General features: G+C 65.4%; 12 protein-coding genes. 7 read left to right on the forward strand and 5 right to left on the reverse strand.

Annotation, left to right across the window (positions count from 1 at the left end; all coding sequences use genetic code 11):
- Window positions 1-11: 11 nt before the first annotated feature.
- Window positions 12-2,192 (reverse strand): ATP-binding protein, encoded by a 2,181-nt coding sequence (locus ACZ1JC_RS15040; RefSeq protein WP_465136089.1) that lies wholly within the window; start codon window positions 2,190-2,192, stop codon window positions 12-14.
- Window positions 2,193-2,950: 758 nt separating this feature from the next.
- Between ACZ1JC_RS15040 and ACZ1JC_RS15045 the strand changes: the two genes are divergently transcribed.
- From ACZ1JC_RS15045 to ACZ1JC_RS15055, 3 genes are all read left to right on the forward strand, one after another.
- Complete coding sequence (locus ACZ1JC_RS15045) at window positions 2,951-3,739, forward strand: response regulator (protein WP_465136088.1); 789 nt, start codon at window positions 2,951-2,953, stop codon at window positions 3,737-3,739.
- Between the two features lie 146 nt (window positions 3,740-3,885).
- Window positions 3,886-4,851, forward strand: a complete 966-nt coding sequence (locus ACZ1JC_RS15050; protein ID WP_465136087.1) for a dioxygenase family protein — start codon at window positions 3,886-3,888, stop codon at window positions 4,849-4,851.
- 53 nt (window positions 4,852-4,904) lie between these two features.
- Window positions 4,905-8,081, forward strand: coding sequence for an autotransporter domain-containing protein (locus tag ACZ1JC_RS15055; protein WP_465136086.1), 3,177 nt, complete (start codon window positions 4,905-4,907; stop codon window positions 8,079-8,081).
- Between the two features lie 64 nt (window positions 8,082-8,145).
- On the opposite strand, the gene galE is transcribed toward ACZ1JC_RS15055, so the two are convergent.
- Entirely contained in the window at window positions 8,146-9,150 is a 1,005-nt protein-coding gene (gene galE, locus ACZ1JC_RS15060) for a UDP-glucose 4-epimerase GalE (RefSeq protein ID WP_465136085.1), read from the reverse strand.
- A 222-nt stretch (window positions 9,151-9,372) separates the two neighbouring features.
- On the opposite strand from galE, the gene ACZ1JC_RS15065 reads away from it, so the two are divergent.
- Window positions 9,373-10,389, forward strand: a complete 1,017-nt coding sequence (locus ACZ1JC_RS15065) for an NAD-dependent epimerase/dehydratase family protein (RefSeq protein WP_465148398.1) — start codon at window positions 9,373-9,375, stop codon at window positions 10,387-10,389.
- A gap of 178 nt (window positions 10,390-10,567) precedes the next feature.
- Here the strand turns inward: ACZ1JC_RS15065 and ACZ1JC_RS15070 are convergent, their stop codons facing one another.
- Window positions 10,568-11,293, reverse strand: a complete 726-nt coding sequence (locus ACZ1JC_RS15070; RefSeq protein ID WP_465136084.1) for a polysaccharide biosynthesis/export family protein — start codon at window positions 11,291-11,293, stop codon at window positions 10,568-10,570.
- A 491-nt stretch (window positions 11,294-11,784) separates the two neighbouring features.
- Between ACZ1JC_RS15070 and ACZ1JC_RS15075 the strand changes: the two genes are divergently transcribed.
- The 3 genes from ACZ1JC_RS15075 (at window position 11,785) to ACZ1JC_RS15085 (ending at window position 16,777) form a co-directional block, all read left to right on the forward strand.
- Window positions 11,785-13,227 (forward strand): O-antigen ligase family protein, encoded by a 1,443-nt coding sequence (locus ACZ1JC_RS15075; RefSeq protein WP_465136083.1) that lies wholly within the window; start codon window positions 11,785-11,787, stop codon window positions 13,225-13,227.
- Window positions 13,228-13,387: 160 nt separating this feature from the next.
- Window positions 13,388-15,583 carry a GumC family protein gene (locus ACZ1JC_RS15080; protein WP_465136082.1) on the forward strand — a complete coding sequence of 732 codons (2,196 nt, stop codon included), beginning with the start codon at window positions 13,388-13,390 and terminating at the stop codon, window positions 15,581-15,583.
- Window positions 15,584-15,598: 15 nt separating this feature from the next.
- A complete protein-coding gene (locus ACZ1JC_RS15085) occupies window positions 15,599-16,777 on the forward strand; it encodes a hypothetical protein (protein WP_465136081.1) in 1,179 nt (392 codons plus the stop codon).
- 19 nt (window positions 16,778-16,796) lie between these two features.
- On the opposite strand, the gene ACZ1JC_RS15090 is transcribed toward ACZ1JC_RS15085, so the two are convergent.
- Both ACZ1JC_RS15090 and otsA read right to left on the reverse strand, forming a co-directional pair.
- Window positions 16,797-17,057, reverse strand: coding sequence for a hypothetical protein (locus ACZ1JC_RS15090; protein ID WP_465136080.1), 261 nt, complete (start codon window positions 17,055-17,057; stop codon window positions 16,797-16,799).
- Window positions 17,058-17,273: 216 nt separating this feature from the next.
- Window positions 17,274-18,716 (reverse strand): alpha,alpha-trehalose-phosphate synthase (UDP-forming), encoded by a 1,443-nt coding sequence (otsA, locus tag ACZ1JC_RS15095; protein WP_465136079.1) that lies wholly within the window; start codon window positions 18,714-18,716, stop codon window positions 17,274-17,276.
- Between the last annotated feature and the right edge of the window lie 25 nt (window positions 18,717-18,741).

An 18,741-nucleotide genomic window follows, 5' to 3' on the forward strand; every position in this document is an offset into this window, starting at 1 on the left:
GGTCCGCAACATCAGGCTACGGCCTTGAGGCTCTGGTCGTAGGCGGCGGGGACGGCAAGGCGCACGACGAAGCCGTCGCCCGCATGGGCAAAGCTGACATCGCCGCCATGCGCACGCGCGATCGAGCGGCATACCGCGAGGCCCAGCCCCGATCCGCGCTGGCCGGACTTGCGCGCGGAATCGGTGCGGTAGAACGGTTCGAAGGCGCGATCGTATTCCTCCTCGGGAATGCCGGGGCCGGTGTCGACAATTTCGGCCACCGCCTCGCCCTCGTTCAGGCTGACGCGTACCTTCGCGCATTCGCCGTACTTCACGGCGTTTTCCAACAGGTTGTCGAGCAGGCGGCGAATGCCCACCGGGTCCACGTCCACCGGGATATGCGTGTTGCGTTCGATCGTGACGTCACCGCCGACCAGACGGGCATCGGCCACGCTGCTGGCGATCAGTTCGGCAAAGTCCGTCCGTTCGCGCGGGCCGGGGGTGGAGGCGTCGCGGATGAAGCCGATGACCTGACTGATCATCGCTTCCATCTCGGTCACTTCCTTCAGCAGCCCGTCGCGCTGTTCGTCGGGCACATCCTCGATCCGGAAGCGCAGGCGCGTCAGCGGCGTGCGCAAGTCATGGCTGATCGCGCCGACCATGGCGGTGCGGTCGTCCACGAAGGCGCGCAGGCGGTTGCGCATCTGGTTGAAGGCATTGGCCGCGCGGCCGATCTCGGCCGGGCCGGAAAGCGGCAGGATTGTGGCCGAAGGATCGCGGCCGAGTTGCTCCGCCGCATGGGCGAAGTCGCGCAAGGGAACCACGATACGCCGCGCGAACAGCCAGGCGAAGGGGCTGATGATCGCCAGGCTCAAGGCGAACCACAGCATCACCCGCTTCTGCCAGGCATTGGGGAACGGTTCGGCGCGGGGGGCCACTGCGACCCACTGGCCGTCGCTCCGCCGCAGGGCCGCCACAAAGTCGCCCTCAATGAACGGAGGGGAAGTCAGCGCGAAGATGTTGCCGGTGGCATGGCGGAACGGGATCGGCTGCGGCGTGCCCGGCACGGCCGGCAGCGGAGCCACCGTCGCGGCCGCCGGTGCGGCGGGCGAGAGCGTCACTTGCGGCGTGGGCGTAGGGATCGCGATGGCGATGGGGGCTTGCGTCGGCATCGAAACGGTGCGCGGGACGGTTGCCGTTTCGGCGGGGCTGGGGGCGGCCACCGGCGTTGCCGTCGCCTGTGGCGGCAAAGTGATGCGGGGGAGGTCGTTCATGGCCGGGAACAGCGGAATCTGGCCGCCCGGGCGTCCGAATGCGCCGCCGAAGCCGGCGTTGCCGCCGGGGCGGATGCCCTCGATCCCGCCGGGCTGGCCGGTGCCCTGGCCTACGCCCTGGCCGGGAAGCGAGCCCGGAGTGCCGCTGCCCCAATTGCCGCCGGTTCCGGTTCCGGTGCCGGTTCCTGTTCCGGCTCCCGCGCCCGTTCCCGGCGAAGTGGACCCGCCGGTTCCGCCAGACGGAGCGCCCGGTTGGTTACCGCCGGGACGGCCGGCACCAGGATTGCCGGGCTGGCCGCCGGCGTGTCCGCCCGGGCCTTGGCCACCGGGAACATGGACGCCGGGCATTCGGCCGCCGGGAATGTGTCCGCCCGGCATCTGGCCGCCGGGGCGTCCGCCGGGGAATTGCCCGCCGGGGAAATGGCCGCCGGGCATTCCGGACGGGCCGGGCATGCCACCTGCGGGCGGGCCGCCGGGGATCGACTGGGCATCGGCCTTGCCCACCAGCATGGTCGAAAGCGCGGAAGGCGCGGCCGGATTGTCGCGCAGCGCCAGTGGGGAGCGCGATCCGCTCGGCACGGCAACGCCGCCGACAGGAAGCTGGGTATAGAAGGCCAGCACCACGTCCGTGCGGGCACGGCCAAGGCGGGTGGCCAGTGCCTCGCGTGAGGATTCGGAGACCAGCCAGCCTTGTCCGGTAACGTCGGGCGGGCCGATCATCGTCTTGCGTTCCAGCCGCTCGCTCCGGTCTCCGCCTTCGCTGCCGCTGAGCGCGGCAGCGACTTCGTCCATGTTCCAGCGCGCAGCCGGGCTGGGTGGCAGGACGACGGTCAGGGCCAACGTCACCAGCTGCGCGCCGATCAGCGCGCAGACTAGGATGGCGATCATCTGGATCGCCAGGGGCATGCCGATTCGGTTGGTAAGGCGGGGCGGCGTCATGGCAGCGCCCTTGCCACGATTCCGCGGCGAATTCGAGGCATCGCGGTGCGGCGGAAACAGCGAGCGCGCGAAATGCGGTCCGGGGCATGGGCCGAATATTGCGGAGCGGGCTCGAAAGAGAGGGACACTGCTCTTCCGAACCCGCTCCGCGTCCCCACCGCGCGGCACGAAGCCGTTCGGCGGAGACGGTCACCCCGGGTCCTGTCCAGCAGCCGTGTCCCCTGATCCGGGGCTGGAAGGAAATCTCTGAGTCGCTTTCGTCCAGAGCACGCAGTGTACCCTAAGAAAGCGGAGTCGTCTTGCGCTGCCGGGTAGCAGCCGTGTGTGACATTTCGCGGACCGCCTGGCGGACCGGCGGCACAGGCAGATTGGTGCCGGTGCGAAGCTGAACGCTGTGTGACCGGCGTTTCGGGATCTGATGATCCGGGACCATCGGCGGGCAGGGCGGGTGCGACTACGTGACCTGCGGCGCCGATGGCCCCGGCACCGTCCGGCGCCTTGGCGGTAGCGTAACGGACGGCGTTGCCGGCCACCACGGGTACAGGGAATCGGCTTCCGATCCGGGCGGGGGATGCCATGGGACCGAAGCCGCCTGTCGCCCGTGGCAGAACCTGGCGAACTCGACTGTTCATGAACGGCTAGGTCGGCGTCCGAGTTTGCGGGGCGATTTCGCGGAGTTTGCGGCCATGTTGCAATAAATCGGAAATGAGGCGCCTTGCTGAAATGTGCGCGGAACACGGGCTTTCTATCGGGCGTCAATGATCCTAGAACATCCCGCGATGGACCTGCAGACCCGCATTCTCATCGTCGACGACGACGAGGGTATTCGTTCGCTGATCGGCGAATTCCTTGGCAAGCACGGTTATGCCACCGAAACGGCAGCCGATCCGGACGCCATGCGCGCCTTGTTGGCGCAGCAACGCTTCGATCTGATCGTGCTGGACGTGATGATGCCGCGCGAGGACGGGCTGACGGCGCTGCGCCAGCTTGGCCCCGATGCACCGCCGGTCATCATGCTTTCGGCGGTGGGCAGCGATGTCGATCGGATCGTCGGGCTGGAAATGGGCGCCGACGACTATCTGGCCAAGCCTTGCAACCCGCGCGAACTGCTGGCCCGCATCCGCACCGTGCTGCGCCGCCGCGCGGCGGTGGCTGCCGCGCCGGTCGCGGGCGGTACGGTGGTTTCGCTGCCGGTGGAACAGCCCTTGTCGGACGGAGACGTACAATCGGGCGAAGTGCTGCGCTTCGCCGGCTGGCGCATGGATCTGGGCCTGCGCCTGCTGTTCGATCCGCAAAACCGGCTGATTTCCCTGTCCGATGGCGAATTCCGCCTGCTGCGCGCCTTTGCCCAGCATCCGCGGCGGGTACTGACACGCGACCAATTGCTCGACTGGTCGCGCGGGGAGGACAGCGAACTCTACGACCGCGCGATCGACGTCCAGCTCTCTCGCCTGCGTCGCAAGCTGTCGGACGGAGACGGGGGCGGCGATATCATCCGCACCGTGCGCAACGAAGGCTATCTGTTCGTGCCCTCGGTCGTCGCCTGAGGGGCTGCGATGTTCTGCAACAATCGGCTACAACCCTGAAATCGATCTGAAATCCCGCTGCAAACGCGGGCTTCCAGTCCTGCAGCCCTGAACTCCCGTACCCGCCGCCAAACGGCCGGGGCGGTGCGAGTGCGAGGGAGACTGCCATGGACCTTCATCACCGGGATGACGACGACCACGATCGCGGTTTGAACCACGATCTGGGCGTGATCGCCGAACGGTTGATGGGGCGCCGCCGCGCGCTGGCCTTCCTGGCCAGTGCCGGAACCGCCGTGACGGTGGCGGCCTGCGGGGGCGACGATTCCTCGACCGGATCGACCGGGTCCACCACATCGTCCTCCAGCAGCACGACGACATCGGGCGGCACGACTTCCTCCACATCGTCCAGCACATCGTCCAGCACATCGTCGACCACCAGCTCGACATCGGGCGGATCGTCCAGCGCCAGCTGCATCGCCGATCCTACCGAGACCAACGGGCCCTATCCGGCGGACGGCACCAACAGCGCCAGCGGATCGACCTCCAACGTGCTGACCGTCAGCGGCGTGGTGCGTTCGGACATCACCGCCAGCTTCATCGGTTCCACCACCACGGCAACCGGCGTTCCGCTGGAAATCACGCTGCAACTGGTGGACGTCAACAATGGCTGCGCGGCAATTGCCGGGGCAGCCATCTATGTGTGGCACTGCGATGCCTATGGCCGCTACTCGCTCTATTCCAGCGGGGTGACCACCGAAAGCTACCTGCGCGGCGTGCAGGTTACCGATAGCGAGGGCAAGGTCACCTTCACGACGATCTACCCCGCCTGCTATTCGGGACGCTGGCCGCACATCCATTTCGAGGTGTTTCTGGACGGGCTGACGTCCGCCAGCACCGGCCGCACCGCCAGCCTGATCTCGCAGCTGGCGATGCCGGCGGCCACCAACACCGCGGTGTTCACCGGCGACAGCCGCTACACCGCCAGCATCGCGAACTACAACGCGATCACCCTCTCGTCCGACAATGTGTTCGGCGACAACACATCCGCGCAGATCGCGCAGATGACTCCCAGCCTCACCGGCACGGTTACCTCCGGCTACACCGGCTCTGCCCTGATCGGCATCGCCGGCTGACGCCGCGGCATTCCCGCGCCCCCGTCTTCCTTTTCAAAAGAGTGCGATAACTCATGAAATCTCTGCATTCGTCAGCCAGCGCGGGCGCGTTGGCTCTGGCTCTGGCTGCCAGCCCCGTTTTCGCCGCAACCACCGTTTCCACCGCGACGACCACGCCGCTGGTCACCTCCACTGCGGGCGACGTTACGGTCAGCACCGCCGGCACCATCACGTTGTCGAGCGGCAAGGCGGTGACGGTGGACAGCGCCAACGGCGTGGACGTGGAAGGCGGCATTGCCGTGGGCGGGGCGAACGACGCGGCGGGCGTGGTCGTCAATGCGGGGACCAGTTCCACCGTCACGGTGGGTGAGGATGCGACGATCTCGGTCACCGAAAGCTACGTGCCGACCGACGCGGACGCCAACGGCATTGCCGATGGCGCCATCGCCTCGGCCAGCAACCGTTACGGCATTCACGTGCTTTCGGGCGCGGCGACCAGCGGCTCGATCTCGAACGCGGGCACGATCACGGTGGAAGGGCTCAATTCGGGCGGCATCGTCGTCGATTCGAATTACACCGGCAACATTACCAACACCGGCACGATCAAGGTGATCGGCGACGGTTCGGTGGGCATCAAGACTCAGGCCGTAGACGGCGACGTGACGGTGGAAGGTACCGTCACCACGGTGGGCGCCGGCGCGCAAGGCTTGGTGGTGGCTGGCGACGTGTCCGGCACGGTCACCATTCAGGGCACCGTCGCGCAGGCGGCGTCCTACGCCGACGACGACAGCGCCACGATCGTCCTGTCGCGCACGGCGCTTCGCACCGGCAAGGCGGCGGTGGAGATCACCGGCAACGTCGCGGGCGGCATCTATATCGCCGCCCCGCCGGTGGACGAGGACAGCTCCAACTCCGACGAGGATGGCGACGGCGTCAACGATTCGGATGAAGGCACCGGCATCGTCACTGCTTACGGCAATTCGCCGGCGATCCAGATCGGCGGCACCAGCGACATCACCGTGGGCGGCGTCTCCAGCAATTCGGGCACCTATTCGCTGGCGATCGACGGCACCGTCACCTCCAACGCCTATTACTCGAACACCAATGCCTATGGCGTGGTGATCGGCGGGCAGGGCGGCAACGTGACGCTGACCGACGGGATCGGCGTAACCGGCACGCTGCGCGCGACGACTTACGACACGGCCGCCTACGGCCTTGTCATCAATGCCGGCAGCACGGTCAGCAGCCTTTACAACTCGGGCACGATTTCGGCGGTGATTTCCTCCCCGGGCGAGGGGGTGGCCACGGCGATCCAGGATCTTTCCGGCACGCTGACGACGATCAACAACACCGGCTATATCACCGCATCGGGGTCGAGCACGGACACGCTTTCCGCCATCGACCTTTCGGCGAATACCACTGGCGTCACCATCAACCAGTACCTCAATTCGGACGACATCAAGACCAGCGCCAACTATCTGGATGAGAACGACGTCGATACCGACCCGACGGTCTATGCCAGCATTTCCGGCAATATCCTGCTGGGATCGGGCAATGACACGCTGAACGCGTCGACCGGCACGATCAGCGGCAACACGCTGTTCGGCGCGGGCGACGATACGCTGACGCTGTCGGGCAACGCGGTCTACAAGGGCGACGTCTACTTCGGCACCGGCCTTGCCACCGCATCGCTGGCGGACACTGCGGCGTTCACCGGCACGATGGACTTCGCGGGTGAGGCGGGAACGCTGACGTTGTCCGGATCGTCGGTCTATACCGGCAACTTCACCAATGCGGACAACCTTTCGGTTACCGTGAACAGCGGTTCGAAGTTGACCGCGCAGGCGGCCGAGACGATCGACTTCGGCTCGCTCACCGTGAAGTCCGGCGGTTCGCTGGGGGTCTATATCGATACTTCGGCAGGCACGAGTTCGCTGTTCAACGTGGCCAACGCCACGTTGGAATCGGGTGCGAAAGTCACCGCCACGGTCACCTCGCTGGGCGATGCGGAAGGCACCTATACCGTGCTGACCGCCGCCAACCTGAACGTCGAAGGCACGCTGGATTCCAGCGATACCGACCTGCCGTTCATCTACAACGGCGAAGTCAGCAACGATGCCAACAACGTCTACCTGACGATCGCGCGCAAGACGACCGACGAACTGGGCCTGACGCGCAGCCAGGCATCCGCCTGGGATGCGATCTATGCTACCGCGCAGAACGACACCTCGCTGACCGAGAGCCTGCTGCAGGTCACCGATTCGTCCACGCTGAAGTCGCAGGTTTCCGGCCTGCTGCCCGATCACGCCGGCGGCGTGTTCGATGCGGTGACCACGGCCGATCGTCTGGCATCGCAGCACCTGTCGGACGAAACCACGATGTTCGACATTTCCGACGTCGGCGGCTGGTTCGAGCCGATCTACTGGCGCACCAGCAAGGATGCGGGCAGCACCGCCAGCTACAAGACCAGCGGCTGGGGCCTTTCCGCCGGGTTCGAGCGGCACACCGATCTCGGCTACTTCGGTGTGTCCTACGCATGGCTCAAGGGCAACGTGAAGGACAATGGCGGAACGGGTGACCTCGACGTCGGCCAGCATGACTTCGGCGCATTCTGGCGCACGGCGAAGGGGCCGTTCATGGCCTGGGCGCGGATCGGCGCATCGCGCATCTCGGTCGATTCGAAGCGTACCTTCACCGGCACGGTCGACGATACCGATTTCACCTACACCGCCAGCGGCAAGTGGGATGGCTGGCTGCTCTCGGGCCTGGCCGGCGCGTCCTACAAGTATCAGACATCGCGCCGCTTCAGCCTGAAGCCGAAGGTCGAACTGCAGCAGTACTGGCTGAAGGAAGACGGCTACAGCGAAACCGGCACCAGCGAAGCCATCGCACTGACCGTCGCCAGCCGCACCAGCAAGGAAACCACCCTTACGCCAACGCTGACGGCGGCCTATTCGCTGGGCACGATCTCGCCCGACTGGCGCCCGCTGACCTTCCAGCTGGAAGCCGGCCGCCGCGAGGTGATCTCCGGCCAGTTGGGCGACACCACTGCCTACTTCAACGGCGGCGATACGTACGACGCGGGTTCCAGCTTCACGATCGCACCGGAAAGCCTGAAGGGCGCGTGGATCGGCGAAGTTTCGATGCTGGCGGGTGGTTACGACTTCACCTGGAAGATCTCCGCCCGTGCGGAGCAGACCACCTGGTCTACCGATCTGTCGGCCCGCGCCTCGCTCAGCGTCGCGTTCTGACGGCTGGCATCATAGCCTGATCGATGGGGCGTGGTCGGACTTCGGTCCGGCCACGCCTTTTTCGTTACGCGCCGCGAATGTCGCCCAGCTTGCGCTCCCAGGCGAGGGCGTGCTGCACGATGGTGGGCAGGTCCGCGTATTTCGGCTCCCACGGCAACGTCGCCTTGATGCGGCGGTTGTCGGAGATCAGCGAATCCGGATCGCCCGCGCGGCGGTTTTCCAGGCGGCGCTCGATGGTACGGTTGGTCACGCGGTCCACCGCGTCCAGCACGTCGAGCACGGAGAAGCCCTGGCCATAGCCACAGTTCATCGTCAGCGACCGGGCCGGATCGGCAATCAGGGCCTCCAACGCCAGAACGTGCGCGGCGGCAAGGTCCGACACATGGATGTAATCGCGCACGCCGGTACCGTCCGGCGTGTCGAAATCGGTGCCGAACACGCCGACATGGCTGCGCTTGCCCAGCGCCGCCTCGACCGCGACCTTGATCAGGTGCGTCGCCCCCGCCGTCGACTGGCCGGTGCGTGCCTGCGGATCGGCGCCCGCCACGTTGAAATAGCGCAGCGCGCAGAAGTTGAGCGGATGGGCCTTTGCCACGTCGCCCAGCATGATCTCGGTCATCAGCTTGGACATGCCGTAGGGATTGATCGGCAGCTTGGGGCTGTCCTCGGTCACCGGGGAGACTTCGGGAATGCCGTAAGTCGCCGCTGTCGAACTGAAGATGAAGTGGGAAACGCCCGCCTTGACCGCCGCCTCGATCAGGGCGCGGCTCTTGGCGGTGTTGTTGTGATAGTATTTCAGGGGGTTTTCGACCGATTCCGGCACGATGATCGACCCGGCGAAATGCATCACCGCGCGGATGCCCTGTTCGGCGAATACGCGGGCGAGCAGGTCCGGATCCTCGATATCGCCTTCGTAAAGTGGCACGCCTTCGGGAATTGCGAAGCGGAAGCCGGTGGTCAGGTTGTCGATCACGGTGACGGGCCAGCCCGCGTCCTTCAGCGCGAGAACGGCGTGGCTGCCGATATAGCCGGCACCGCCGGTGACGAGGACGGGAAGCTTGGTGGTCATGGGTCTCCGCTCGGTCGGGCCGGGTCTGAAGCCCGGTCGTCAGGGGCTCTGCGATATGGGTCTTGCTGCAAGGCGTCAAACGCTTCCGCCGCCATAAAAAGGCAACCGATCGCAAGCATTTGCCGCTAACCGCTGTTTTCACAAAGCTAAGTCTTGCTGCACCATGATGCGTGGCGCAAAGGCTGTCACGTCCACAATGGCACCAGACCGGAGATATCTAGCGTGCCCCATTCCCCGTCGCCGCACCCCGTTCTCGTCACCGGTGCCGCCGGTTTCATCGGCGCTGCCGTGGCAGAGGCGCTGATGGCGCGCGGAACGCCGGTGATCGGCATCGACAACATGAACGACTATTACCCCGTCGCGCTCAAGCAGGCGCGGCTGGACGGGCTCACCGCGCGGCACGGCAACCTGTTCACATGCCACCGGCTGGACTTCGCGGACATGGCGGCGCTGACCATGGCATTGGAGCCGCACCGGTTCGACACGATCGTCCATCTCGGCGCGCAGGCCGGGGTGCGCTATTCGCTGGAGAACCCGCAGGCCTATGTCGCGTCCAATCTGGCGGGCCACGTCAACATGCTGGAAATCGCCCGCGCGCGGCAGGTGGCGCACATGGTCTATGCCAGCTCCAGCTCGGTCTACGGCGGCAACGAGAAGCTGCCCTTCGCCGTGGAGGACCGCGTCGATCACCCCGTCTCGCTCTATGCCGCCACCAAGAAGGCGGACGAATTGATGAGCGAGACTTATGCGCACCTGTTCCGCATTCCGCTGACGGGACTGCGGTTCTTCACGGTCTATGGGCCCTGGGGCCGCCCGGACATGGCGTTATGGAAGTTTACCGAGCGTATGCTCTCGGGCCGGCCGATCGAAGTCTACAACCACGGCGATATGTACCGGGACTTTACGTATATCGACGATATCGTCGCCGGTGTGCTGGCGTGCCTGGACCGGCCGCCGGCCGACGACGGGCAGGCCAAGGCGGGTGGCAGCGTGAAGCCGCATGCGCTTTACAACATCGGCAACAACCGTAGCGAACGCCTGCTGCGCATGATCGAGGTGCTGGAAGAGGCCTGCGGCGTGAAGGCGGAACTCACCCTGCTGCCGATGCAGCCGGGCGACGTTCCGGCGACGTATGCGGACATCACCGCGCTGACACGCGATACCGGCTACGCGCCCAGCACGCACATCGAGTTGGGGATACCGCGCTTCGTGGAATGGTACCGCGCTTACCATGGGTAGTGTTTGAAAATCCGCTGAAGGCGGATTTTGGCGGTACCGGCCCACTCCCGTCCCGAAGAACACGAAAAGGTCCGGGGGACCTTTTCGCTGAGGGGGCCGACCACCCATCAGGATACACTCGTGGGTGGTCGGGTGGGCCGGTGCCGCATGAAAATGCCCGGATGGGCATTTTCCAAACTCAACTGTTCGTGCTGATCACCGCGAAGATGTTGAAGATCGGCGCCATCTTCAGGAAGTCCTGCCACAGGCCCCTGATCCGCGAATAGCCCACCATCACGATGTCGCCGTCCATGATCACGGGATCGGGGCTGACGCCGGTGCGGATGTCCTTCACGTTGAAGCGCGCGGCCATGCGTTTGCCGTCGATGGTGCGGAAGATCACGATCTCGTCCAGCTTGGCGGTCACCGACGGGCTCTGCGCCTTGGCCAGCGCGCCCAGCAGCGTCATGTTGGAGGTCAGTTCGTAGACCCCCGGCATCTTCACTTCGCCTTCGACCGAGACGTAGCGCGGCGCCGGAACGTCCACCGAAACCGCCACTTGCGGATCGCGCAGGTATTTGTTGCCCAGCAGCGTTGCCACTTGCGTGGTCGCCTCCGCCGCGCTGAGCCCCGCCACCTTGACCGGGCCGGCCATGGGAAGCTGAACGAAGCCGGCATCGTCAACCACCGCCTTCTCCACCGAAAGGTCAGGCTCGCCATAGACGCGCACTTGCAGCACGTCGCGCGGAGTGATGGCGTAGACGCTGGGGGCGGGCACTGTGGGCGGGACCACCTGATATGCTGCGGCGCCGGTGGGCAGGTTCGGATTATGCGTGGTCGATGTGCAGCCGGCGAGTGCGGTTCCGGCCAGCAACGTGCCGGTAATCAGACGGAAAAGGGCAGGGGTCTTGTTCGATCTGCGCACCTTCAAGTGTCTCCCTGACCAGTAAGGTATTGAGGAATTGTCCGGTAATTCGAGGGGGTAATCGGGCGGAAAGGCCTGTGCAATACTCTGAAAATCGGTTCCAAGCTTGCTGCTCTCGCTTGATCTCATTTGCGTGCGGTTGACTATGCGGTGTTTCCCTTAGGGTAGAATAAAAATCCTCGCTGCACTGCAACAACCCGACCGGGCGGTATAAAAAGCTAATGCGCCAGGCAGCGCAGGAATTGCGACGAGAAGCCGCAAGTTCCGGCGAGTCGGGTTGCGCTGCGGAAAGATCGCGCTAACCATCGGAAAAATACAGAAATACGAATGCCGTGCATTCTACGGTCGTTTTCCATTCCATTGGGCCAAGTCTTCCACTGTTCAGGCGCGCCCATGAATCCAAAGGATGTAAACGGCTTCGTAGCTGCTGCAGGCGTCATATATAAAGGTCGTGCCCGTGAATGGATTTTCTGTAACAGGATTGCCTTATATTGCGGGCTGAATTTCTGAGCCGGCGGCCCGCATCGCGCGGGCAGGGTCCGCACGGTACCCGTGCCGGGTTCGGTGCGGCGCTGCGCGGCCGGGCGGGCCTTGCCGCTGCCCTGCTGCTTGTCGGCCTTGTCTTCGGTGGCGGAGGGTCCGGCGCCGGGCTGGCCAACATGGTCGTGCAACTGGCGGGGCTGGCCGTGCTGGCATTCCATCGCGACGCGGTGTTCGACTTCTTCGCCAGAGCGCCGCGCCTGCCGGTGGTGCTGGTGGCGGCCACGCTTGCGCTGCCGCTGCTGCAACTGGTGCCGCTGCCGCCAGCGATCTGGCAGTCGCTGCCCGGGCGCGATCTGGTTGTCCAGTCCTTCGACCTGATCGGGGTGAAGGGCGCCTGGCAACCGTTCACCCTCAGCGCGGCCCGCACCGCGATCGCATTCTTTTCCCTGCTGGCGCCGCTCGCGATTCTGACGCTTGCGTGGGACCTTGGGGAGCGCGACCGGCGGATGCTGCTGCTGACGGTGGCAGCGGGCGGCGTGATCGTGACCGCGCTGGGCGCACAGCAACTGGCTAGCGGCAACCGGCTTTTCGTATTCTACGAAGAAGTCGCCGGATCTGCCGACTTGCAGGGCACTTTCTCCAACCGCAACAGTGGCGCGCTGATGCTGGACATCGCGCTGGTCGCCTTGATCGGCGCGGTGCCGTGGCGCCGGGTCTCGCCCGCGTGGAAGCTGGGCACCGTAGCGGTGGCGATCCTGCTAGTGACGGGTGTTGTGTTGACTCGTTCTCGCTCCGGCATGATGCTTCTGGCCGTGCCGGTCTTGCTTGCCGTGGGGATGGGGTGGAGCGCACATGGTTTTGGCCGCAATCGCAAGAAGGCTGCGTTGATCCTGGCGGGCGCCTTGCTGGCGCTTGTGGCAGGCGGCGCCTTGCTCAGCGGCAACCACCGCATTCAGCAGAGCATGGCGCGCTTCCATTCCGTGGAGGATGAACAGCGCCCGATCATCTGGAAAGACACCGTGGAGGCTATCGGCCGCTATTGGCCCGTAGGCAGCGGCGTGGGTTCCTTCGACGAAGTGTTCCAGGTGGATGAGGCGCTGGAGAACCTCAGCTATGGCCGCGCCGGCCGCGCGCATAACGATTTTCTGGAGATCGCACTCGAATCCGGCCTCGCCGGGATCGCGCTGGCGGCCGGTTGGGCGGTGGCCGTGGCCATGCTGGGCCTGCGCACCGTGCGGGCCGCCCGCCACCAGGGGCGGCATGGCGCAATCGGCCTTGCGGCGCTGGGCATCTTCGCGCTCATCGCGCTCCAGTCCATCACCGACTATCCCTTGCGGAGCCAGACCTTGCTGTGCGTTGCCGCACTGGTGCTGGCGCTGCTGATCGGAACGGGAAAGGCAGAACGGGAACACAACAGGGCGCAACACGGCAGCGGGTCGCATCGCGATTGAAATTCGAATCCTGCCACGGTGCGGACGAAAACGTCCGCGTCGGCGGCAGGCACTGCGCAAGGCCCGGAAGGCGGGGCATTGCGCGTGATCGACCTGCTGACGGGAACAATGGCTGCGGCCCGGGTTTCGACCGGGTCGGACAACATGGCGGGATGAAACCTTGAACGACGCATATTTGGAACGGGACGATATGGAGGGTTACTCCGCCGTGGAGGAAAGCGGCCCCGATCTATCCGCCATGGTCAAGGCCGTGGTGGGCGCCGTGCGCCGCAACTGGGCGCTGATCGCCGGAATCGTCGGCGGGATCGTGCTGCTGGGCGTGGCCATGACTTTGCTGGTCGCGCCGAAATACCGCGCGCAAGTGCGCGTGCTGATCGAGGATCAAGCCGACCAGATCATCGAGGGCACGGACCTGCAGAAGGTCAACAACGTGCAGGATACCGATCGCTTCCTGCAGACGCAGGTGGGCATCATCCAGAGCCGCTCACTGGCGCAGAGCGTGGTGGAAAGCGGCAAGCTGGACCGTGACGCGGCGTTCTTCGATGCGATGGGGCAGGATATGCCCACGGCGGATACCGTGTCCGACCTGGGCGGCGGCAAGACGCTGGATCAGGTCCGCAAGGATGCCGCGATCGAGGCGCTGCTGGAAAATGTCAGCGTGGACTTGCCGCCGGACAGCCGAATCGTCTCGATCAGCGTGTCCAGCCGCAGCCCCAGCTATTCGGCGAAGCTGGCCCAGCTTTACGGCGAACGCTTCATCGATCGCAATCTGGACCAGAAGTACAACAGTTCCTCCTACGCGCGCCGCTTCCTTTCGGATCAGCTTGACGAAGCGCGCGACAAGGTCACCCAGTCTGAGCGGGATCTCAACCAGTATGCCCGCGCCGCCGGGCTGATCCGCGTGACCAGCCAGGGCGAGAACGGCGATTCGGAATCGGTGCTGTCCGTCACCAACAGCACGCTGGTCCAGCTGACCGACGCGGCCTCCAAGGCGACCGCCACGCGCATCGCGGCCGAAGATCGCTGGCGCACGCTGGCGAAGCAGGACCCGCTTTCGATTCCCGAAGTCAACGGCAATCCGGCGATCTCCACGCTGCTGAGCGAAAAGGCCAAAGTGGAGGCCGATCTGGCCGAAGAACAATCCCGCCATCTGGACGATTTCGTCACGGTGAAGTCGAAGAAGGCCGAAGTCGCGGAGTACGACCGCCGCATCGATACGATCGCACAATCGCTGAAGAAGACGGCCTATCTGGAATATCAGGCCGCGCTGGAGCAGGAAAAGTCGCTGACCGCACGGGTCGGCGGGCTGCGCGGCGATGCGCTGAAGGAGCAGGACCGGGGCGTCCAGTACGCCGTGCTGAAGCGCGTGGCCGATACCAATCGCACGCTCTACGACACGCTGCTCTCACGCTATAACCAGCTCAACGCGGCGGCCGGCGCCTCGTCCAACAACCTGACGCTGGTGGACCGGGCCGAAGTGCCCACCAAGCCTTATTCCCCGCGCCTTCTGGTGAACATCATCATCGCGTTGGTGATCGGCCTCATCGTCGCCGCCGGCGTAGTGTTCCTGCGCGAACTGTTCGATGACACGATCCGCTCGCCCGAGGATGTCGAGCGCAAGCTGGGCATGCCGCTGCTGGGGCTGATCCCGCTGGAAAAGGAAGGCGACGTCCAGAACCACTTCAGCGACCACCGCTCCAAAGTCAGCGAGGCGTTCCGGTCGCTGGTCACCAACTTGCGCTATTCCACCGCATCGGGCCTGCCGCATGTGCTGATGGTGACGAGTTCGCGCGAATCCGAAGGCAAGTCCACCACCGCGCGGGCTGTGGCGAACGACATCGCGCTTCTGGGCAAGCGCGTGCTGCTGGTCGATGCCGACTTGCGCCGCCCCACCTTGCACCGCCTGATGAAGAACCAGAAGGCGACCGGCCTGACCGATGTGCTGACCGGGCAGAAGACCTTCGAAGAGGCGGTCCATGGCAGCGACTTGGAAACGCTCAGCTACATGTCCGCACTGCCGGTGCCGCCCGATCCGGCGCTGATCCTGGCGGGCGAGGGGATGGCGGGCTTCGTGGAGCAGGCGCGGCAGCGCTTCGATATCGTGGTGATCGACTGTCCGCCGCTGCTGGGCCTGTCGGACGCGGCGCTGCTGGCGAACCATGCGGACGGCGTGCTGTTCGTGATCGATGCGTCCGAATTCCATCGCGGCGCGGTGAAGTCCGCGCTGCGCCGTCTGGCGCTGATCAAGGCGAATGTCCTTGGCGTGGTGCTGAACCGCTTCGATCCGCGCGTCGGCGGGGAAGACTACAGTTATTACACCAACGACTACTACAGCTATGGCAGCAAGCAGGGGTAAGGGGCGATGCCGTCGGTGATCGGAAAGGCCGCCTGGTTCGCACTTGCCGCCGTGATCGCGGTGCCGGTGGTGGGCATGGAACTGGACCGGCAGGCGCGGCGCGACGATACGGTCGTCGCGCTGGTGCCGGCGCCGTTCCGATACTTCGCGCTGGAGCCGCTGATCGAGCAGGCTTACGCGCGGCAGGACGACGAGCAGGGCTTGGCGCTCTCGCGCGAATATGTCCGCCGCCGGCCGATCCCTTCGGACGGGTTGGCGCTGATGGCCTATGGTCAGGTGCAGCGGGGGGACGAGGATGCCGCCGTCCATTCGCTGCTGCTTGCCGGGCAGCGCGGCTGGCGCAACCGCTTCACGCAGGACATGCTGGTGGTCATGGCATTCCAGGCGCAGGACTGGAACGTCGCCGCGCAGCGCCTCGTCGCGCTCTGGCGCGTGGGGCTGGGCGATGACCGGCTGAAGGCGATGACTGAACACCTGCTGGCCCAGCCCAAGGGCGCGGAAGCCTTTGCCGGACAACTGGGGCAAGAGAAATACTGGTCGAACGGGTTCATTGCCTGGGCCGGGGCGACGCTGGAGCAGGATGCGCTGCAGCGCACGGTGGGGGCCATGGCCCGCCATGGTGCGCGGGTGGACTGTGCCGCGCTGGCGACCCGGCTTTCGGCGCTTGTTCGGTCAGGCCGTCCGGCTGCGGCGGGCGTGCTATGGGGTGAGCTTTGCGCAGCGGGACGGATGACCGCACCCGATGATTTCCGGTTCCAGCCGATGGCCGATGGCAGGCTGCCCGGCCCGTTCGACTGGCAATACCCGGAAGTCGAAGGGATCGAACGGACGTTTGATAAAGGCGGCACCGTCATCGTCTATTCCAACCGCACGGCAGTGCGCAGCCCGATCGCCCGGCGCAGTGCAGTGCTGGCGGCGGGCCGCTACACCGCTGCCGCCGATGCCGACACCGAAGGCGAGGCGGGCGTCAGGCCGCTATTGCTGCGGATCACCTGCTATTCCGCGCGCGGGGAGGAGCACCGACTGGCCGACATCGCCATCGGCACCGGCGCGCGATCCGTATCGGGTGCAGAAGCGCCGGCGGAAGCTGGCGAATTCACCATCCCCGCCGAGGAGTGCCGGACCCAGGATCTGGCGCTGCTGACCGGACGGGGCGAGGGCCGCATCCGCCGGGTGAGCATCGTTGCGCAATAAAGGGCGATGACGGGGCCGGTCAGGCCCCGTCAGGCGCGAAATGGTGGACGATCTGATCGTCCAGCGGCTGCGCGAAACGCAGCGAATGATGCCGGTCGTCGCTGCGTGTCGCGGTGGCGGCAAACGGCCCCATGGCACCGATCCACACTGTCAGTTCGCCTTCCAGATCCATGGCGGTTGCATCCGTTTCGACCGCGCAGCCAATGCGTGCAAGGTCCAGAATGCGCACGGCCATGGCTTCGCCGGAGCGAACGCATTCGCCGTAAAGAACTTGGCCCATCAACTCACCCTGTCGCCCGGTTATCCGGGCTTTCCAGTGTACTATAGGACGGTACGGAGCCTCTTCTGCCGCGAAGGGCGAGTCTCCGCCGTCCACATCCTCTGATTACCTGCCTTAGAGGTCAGATTGGTTGCAGGCGAGTGACGATTTGCGAACGATCCGGAATTTCCGGTTGATTACCCGTCCGCGCAGGACGGGTTGCAAATCCCGCCTGCGTCATGCCGTTTCGTCGGCCGGGGCGCTTTTCGGCGTGCCACTCGCTTCCCCGGCTTCCTGCCCCTCGGCCGGGCCGAACAGGGCGGTGACGAAATCCTCCCGCCAGCGCCGCACATCGTGATCGCGGACAGAGGCAAGCAGCTTGCCATGGCGTTCGCGGCGTTCCTCCAGCGGCATTTCCAGCGCGCGCTTGATCGCTTCGCTCACATGTTCGATCGAGTGCGGGTTCACCAGCAGCGCATCCTTCAACTGGTCCGCCGCGCCGGCAAACTGCGAGAGGATCAGCACGCCGGGGTCTTCCGGGTCCTGCGCCGCGACATATTCCTTGGCGACAAGATTCATGCCGTCGCGCAGCGGGGTGACCAGGCCGATATCCGCCGCGCGGTAGAATCCGGCCAGTTGCGCACGCGGATAGCCGCGGTTGACATAGCGGATCGGTACGAAGGCGACATCGGCGTGGGCGCCGTTGATATGCCCGGTCTTGCGTTCCAGATCCTCGCGGATCTGCTGGTAGCTGGCGACATCCTCGCGCGAAGGCGGGGCGATCTGCAGCAGGACCGCCCGTGCCGCCAGTTCGGGATTGTCCGCCAGAAAGCGGCCATAGGCCTCGAACCGTTCGCCAAGACCTTTGGAATAGTCCAGCCGGTCCACGCCGATCAGGATCTTGCGGCCGCGCACGCTCTGCTTCAGCCGGTCATGCGCGGCGCGGGCTTCGGCGCCGCCGGAAGCCTCGGTGAATTCTTCGTAGTCGATGCCGATGGGGAAGGCGCGGGCGACGACGCGGCGGCCCTCGTAATCGATCGAATTGTCGGCGTTGACCTTCAGGCCCATTTCCTTCTGCACGTAATGCAGAAAGCTCTCCAGCCATTCGGCGTTCTGGAAGCCGAGCACATCGTATTCCAGCATGGACGCGACCAGCCGCTCATGCAGCGGCAGCGATACCAGCAGGCGCGTCGGCGGCCAGGGCGTGTGCAGGAACAGACCCATGCGATTCTTCACGCCCTTCTGCCGCAGCATCGAACCCAGCGGCAGCAGGTGATAGTCGTGCACCCAGACCAGATCGTCCCGCTCGATCAGCGGCAGCACGGAATCGGCGAAACGCTCGTTCACGCGCTCATAGCCTTCGCCGAAATTGCGATCGTACTCGGTCAGGTCGATGCGATAGTGGAACAGCGGCCAGAGCGTGCGGTTGGCATAGCCGTTGTAGTATTCCTCGATGTCCTGCGGTTCCAGGTCGATGGTCGCAGTTGTGACGCCTTCGTTGCGCTGCATGTCCAGATGGCCGGTGAACTCCTCGGTTTCCTGCCCGGACCAGCCGAACCAGATGCCGCCGTGTTCGCGCAGCGCGGAATTGAGCGCCACCGCCAGTCCGCCTTGCGCGCCGGCGGCACCGGCCGCCTTGGGCACCGAGACCCGGTTCGAGATGACGATCAATCTACCCATTCAAATTCCCCTGTGGCGCGCCTCC

This window comes from Sphingomonas sp. BL-S-28, from assembly GCF_055521515.1.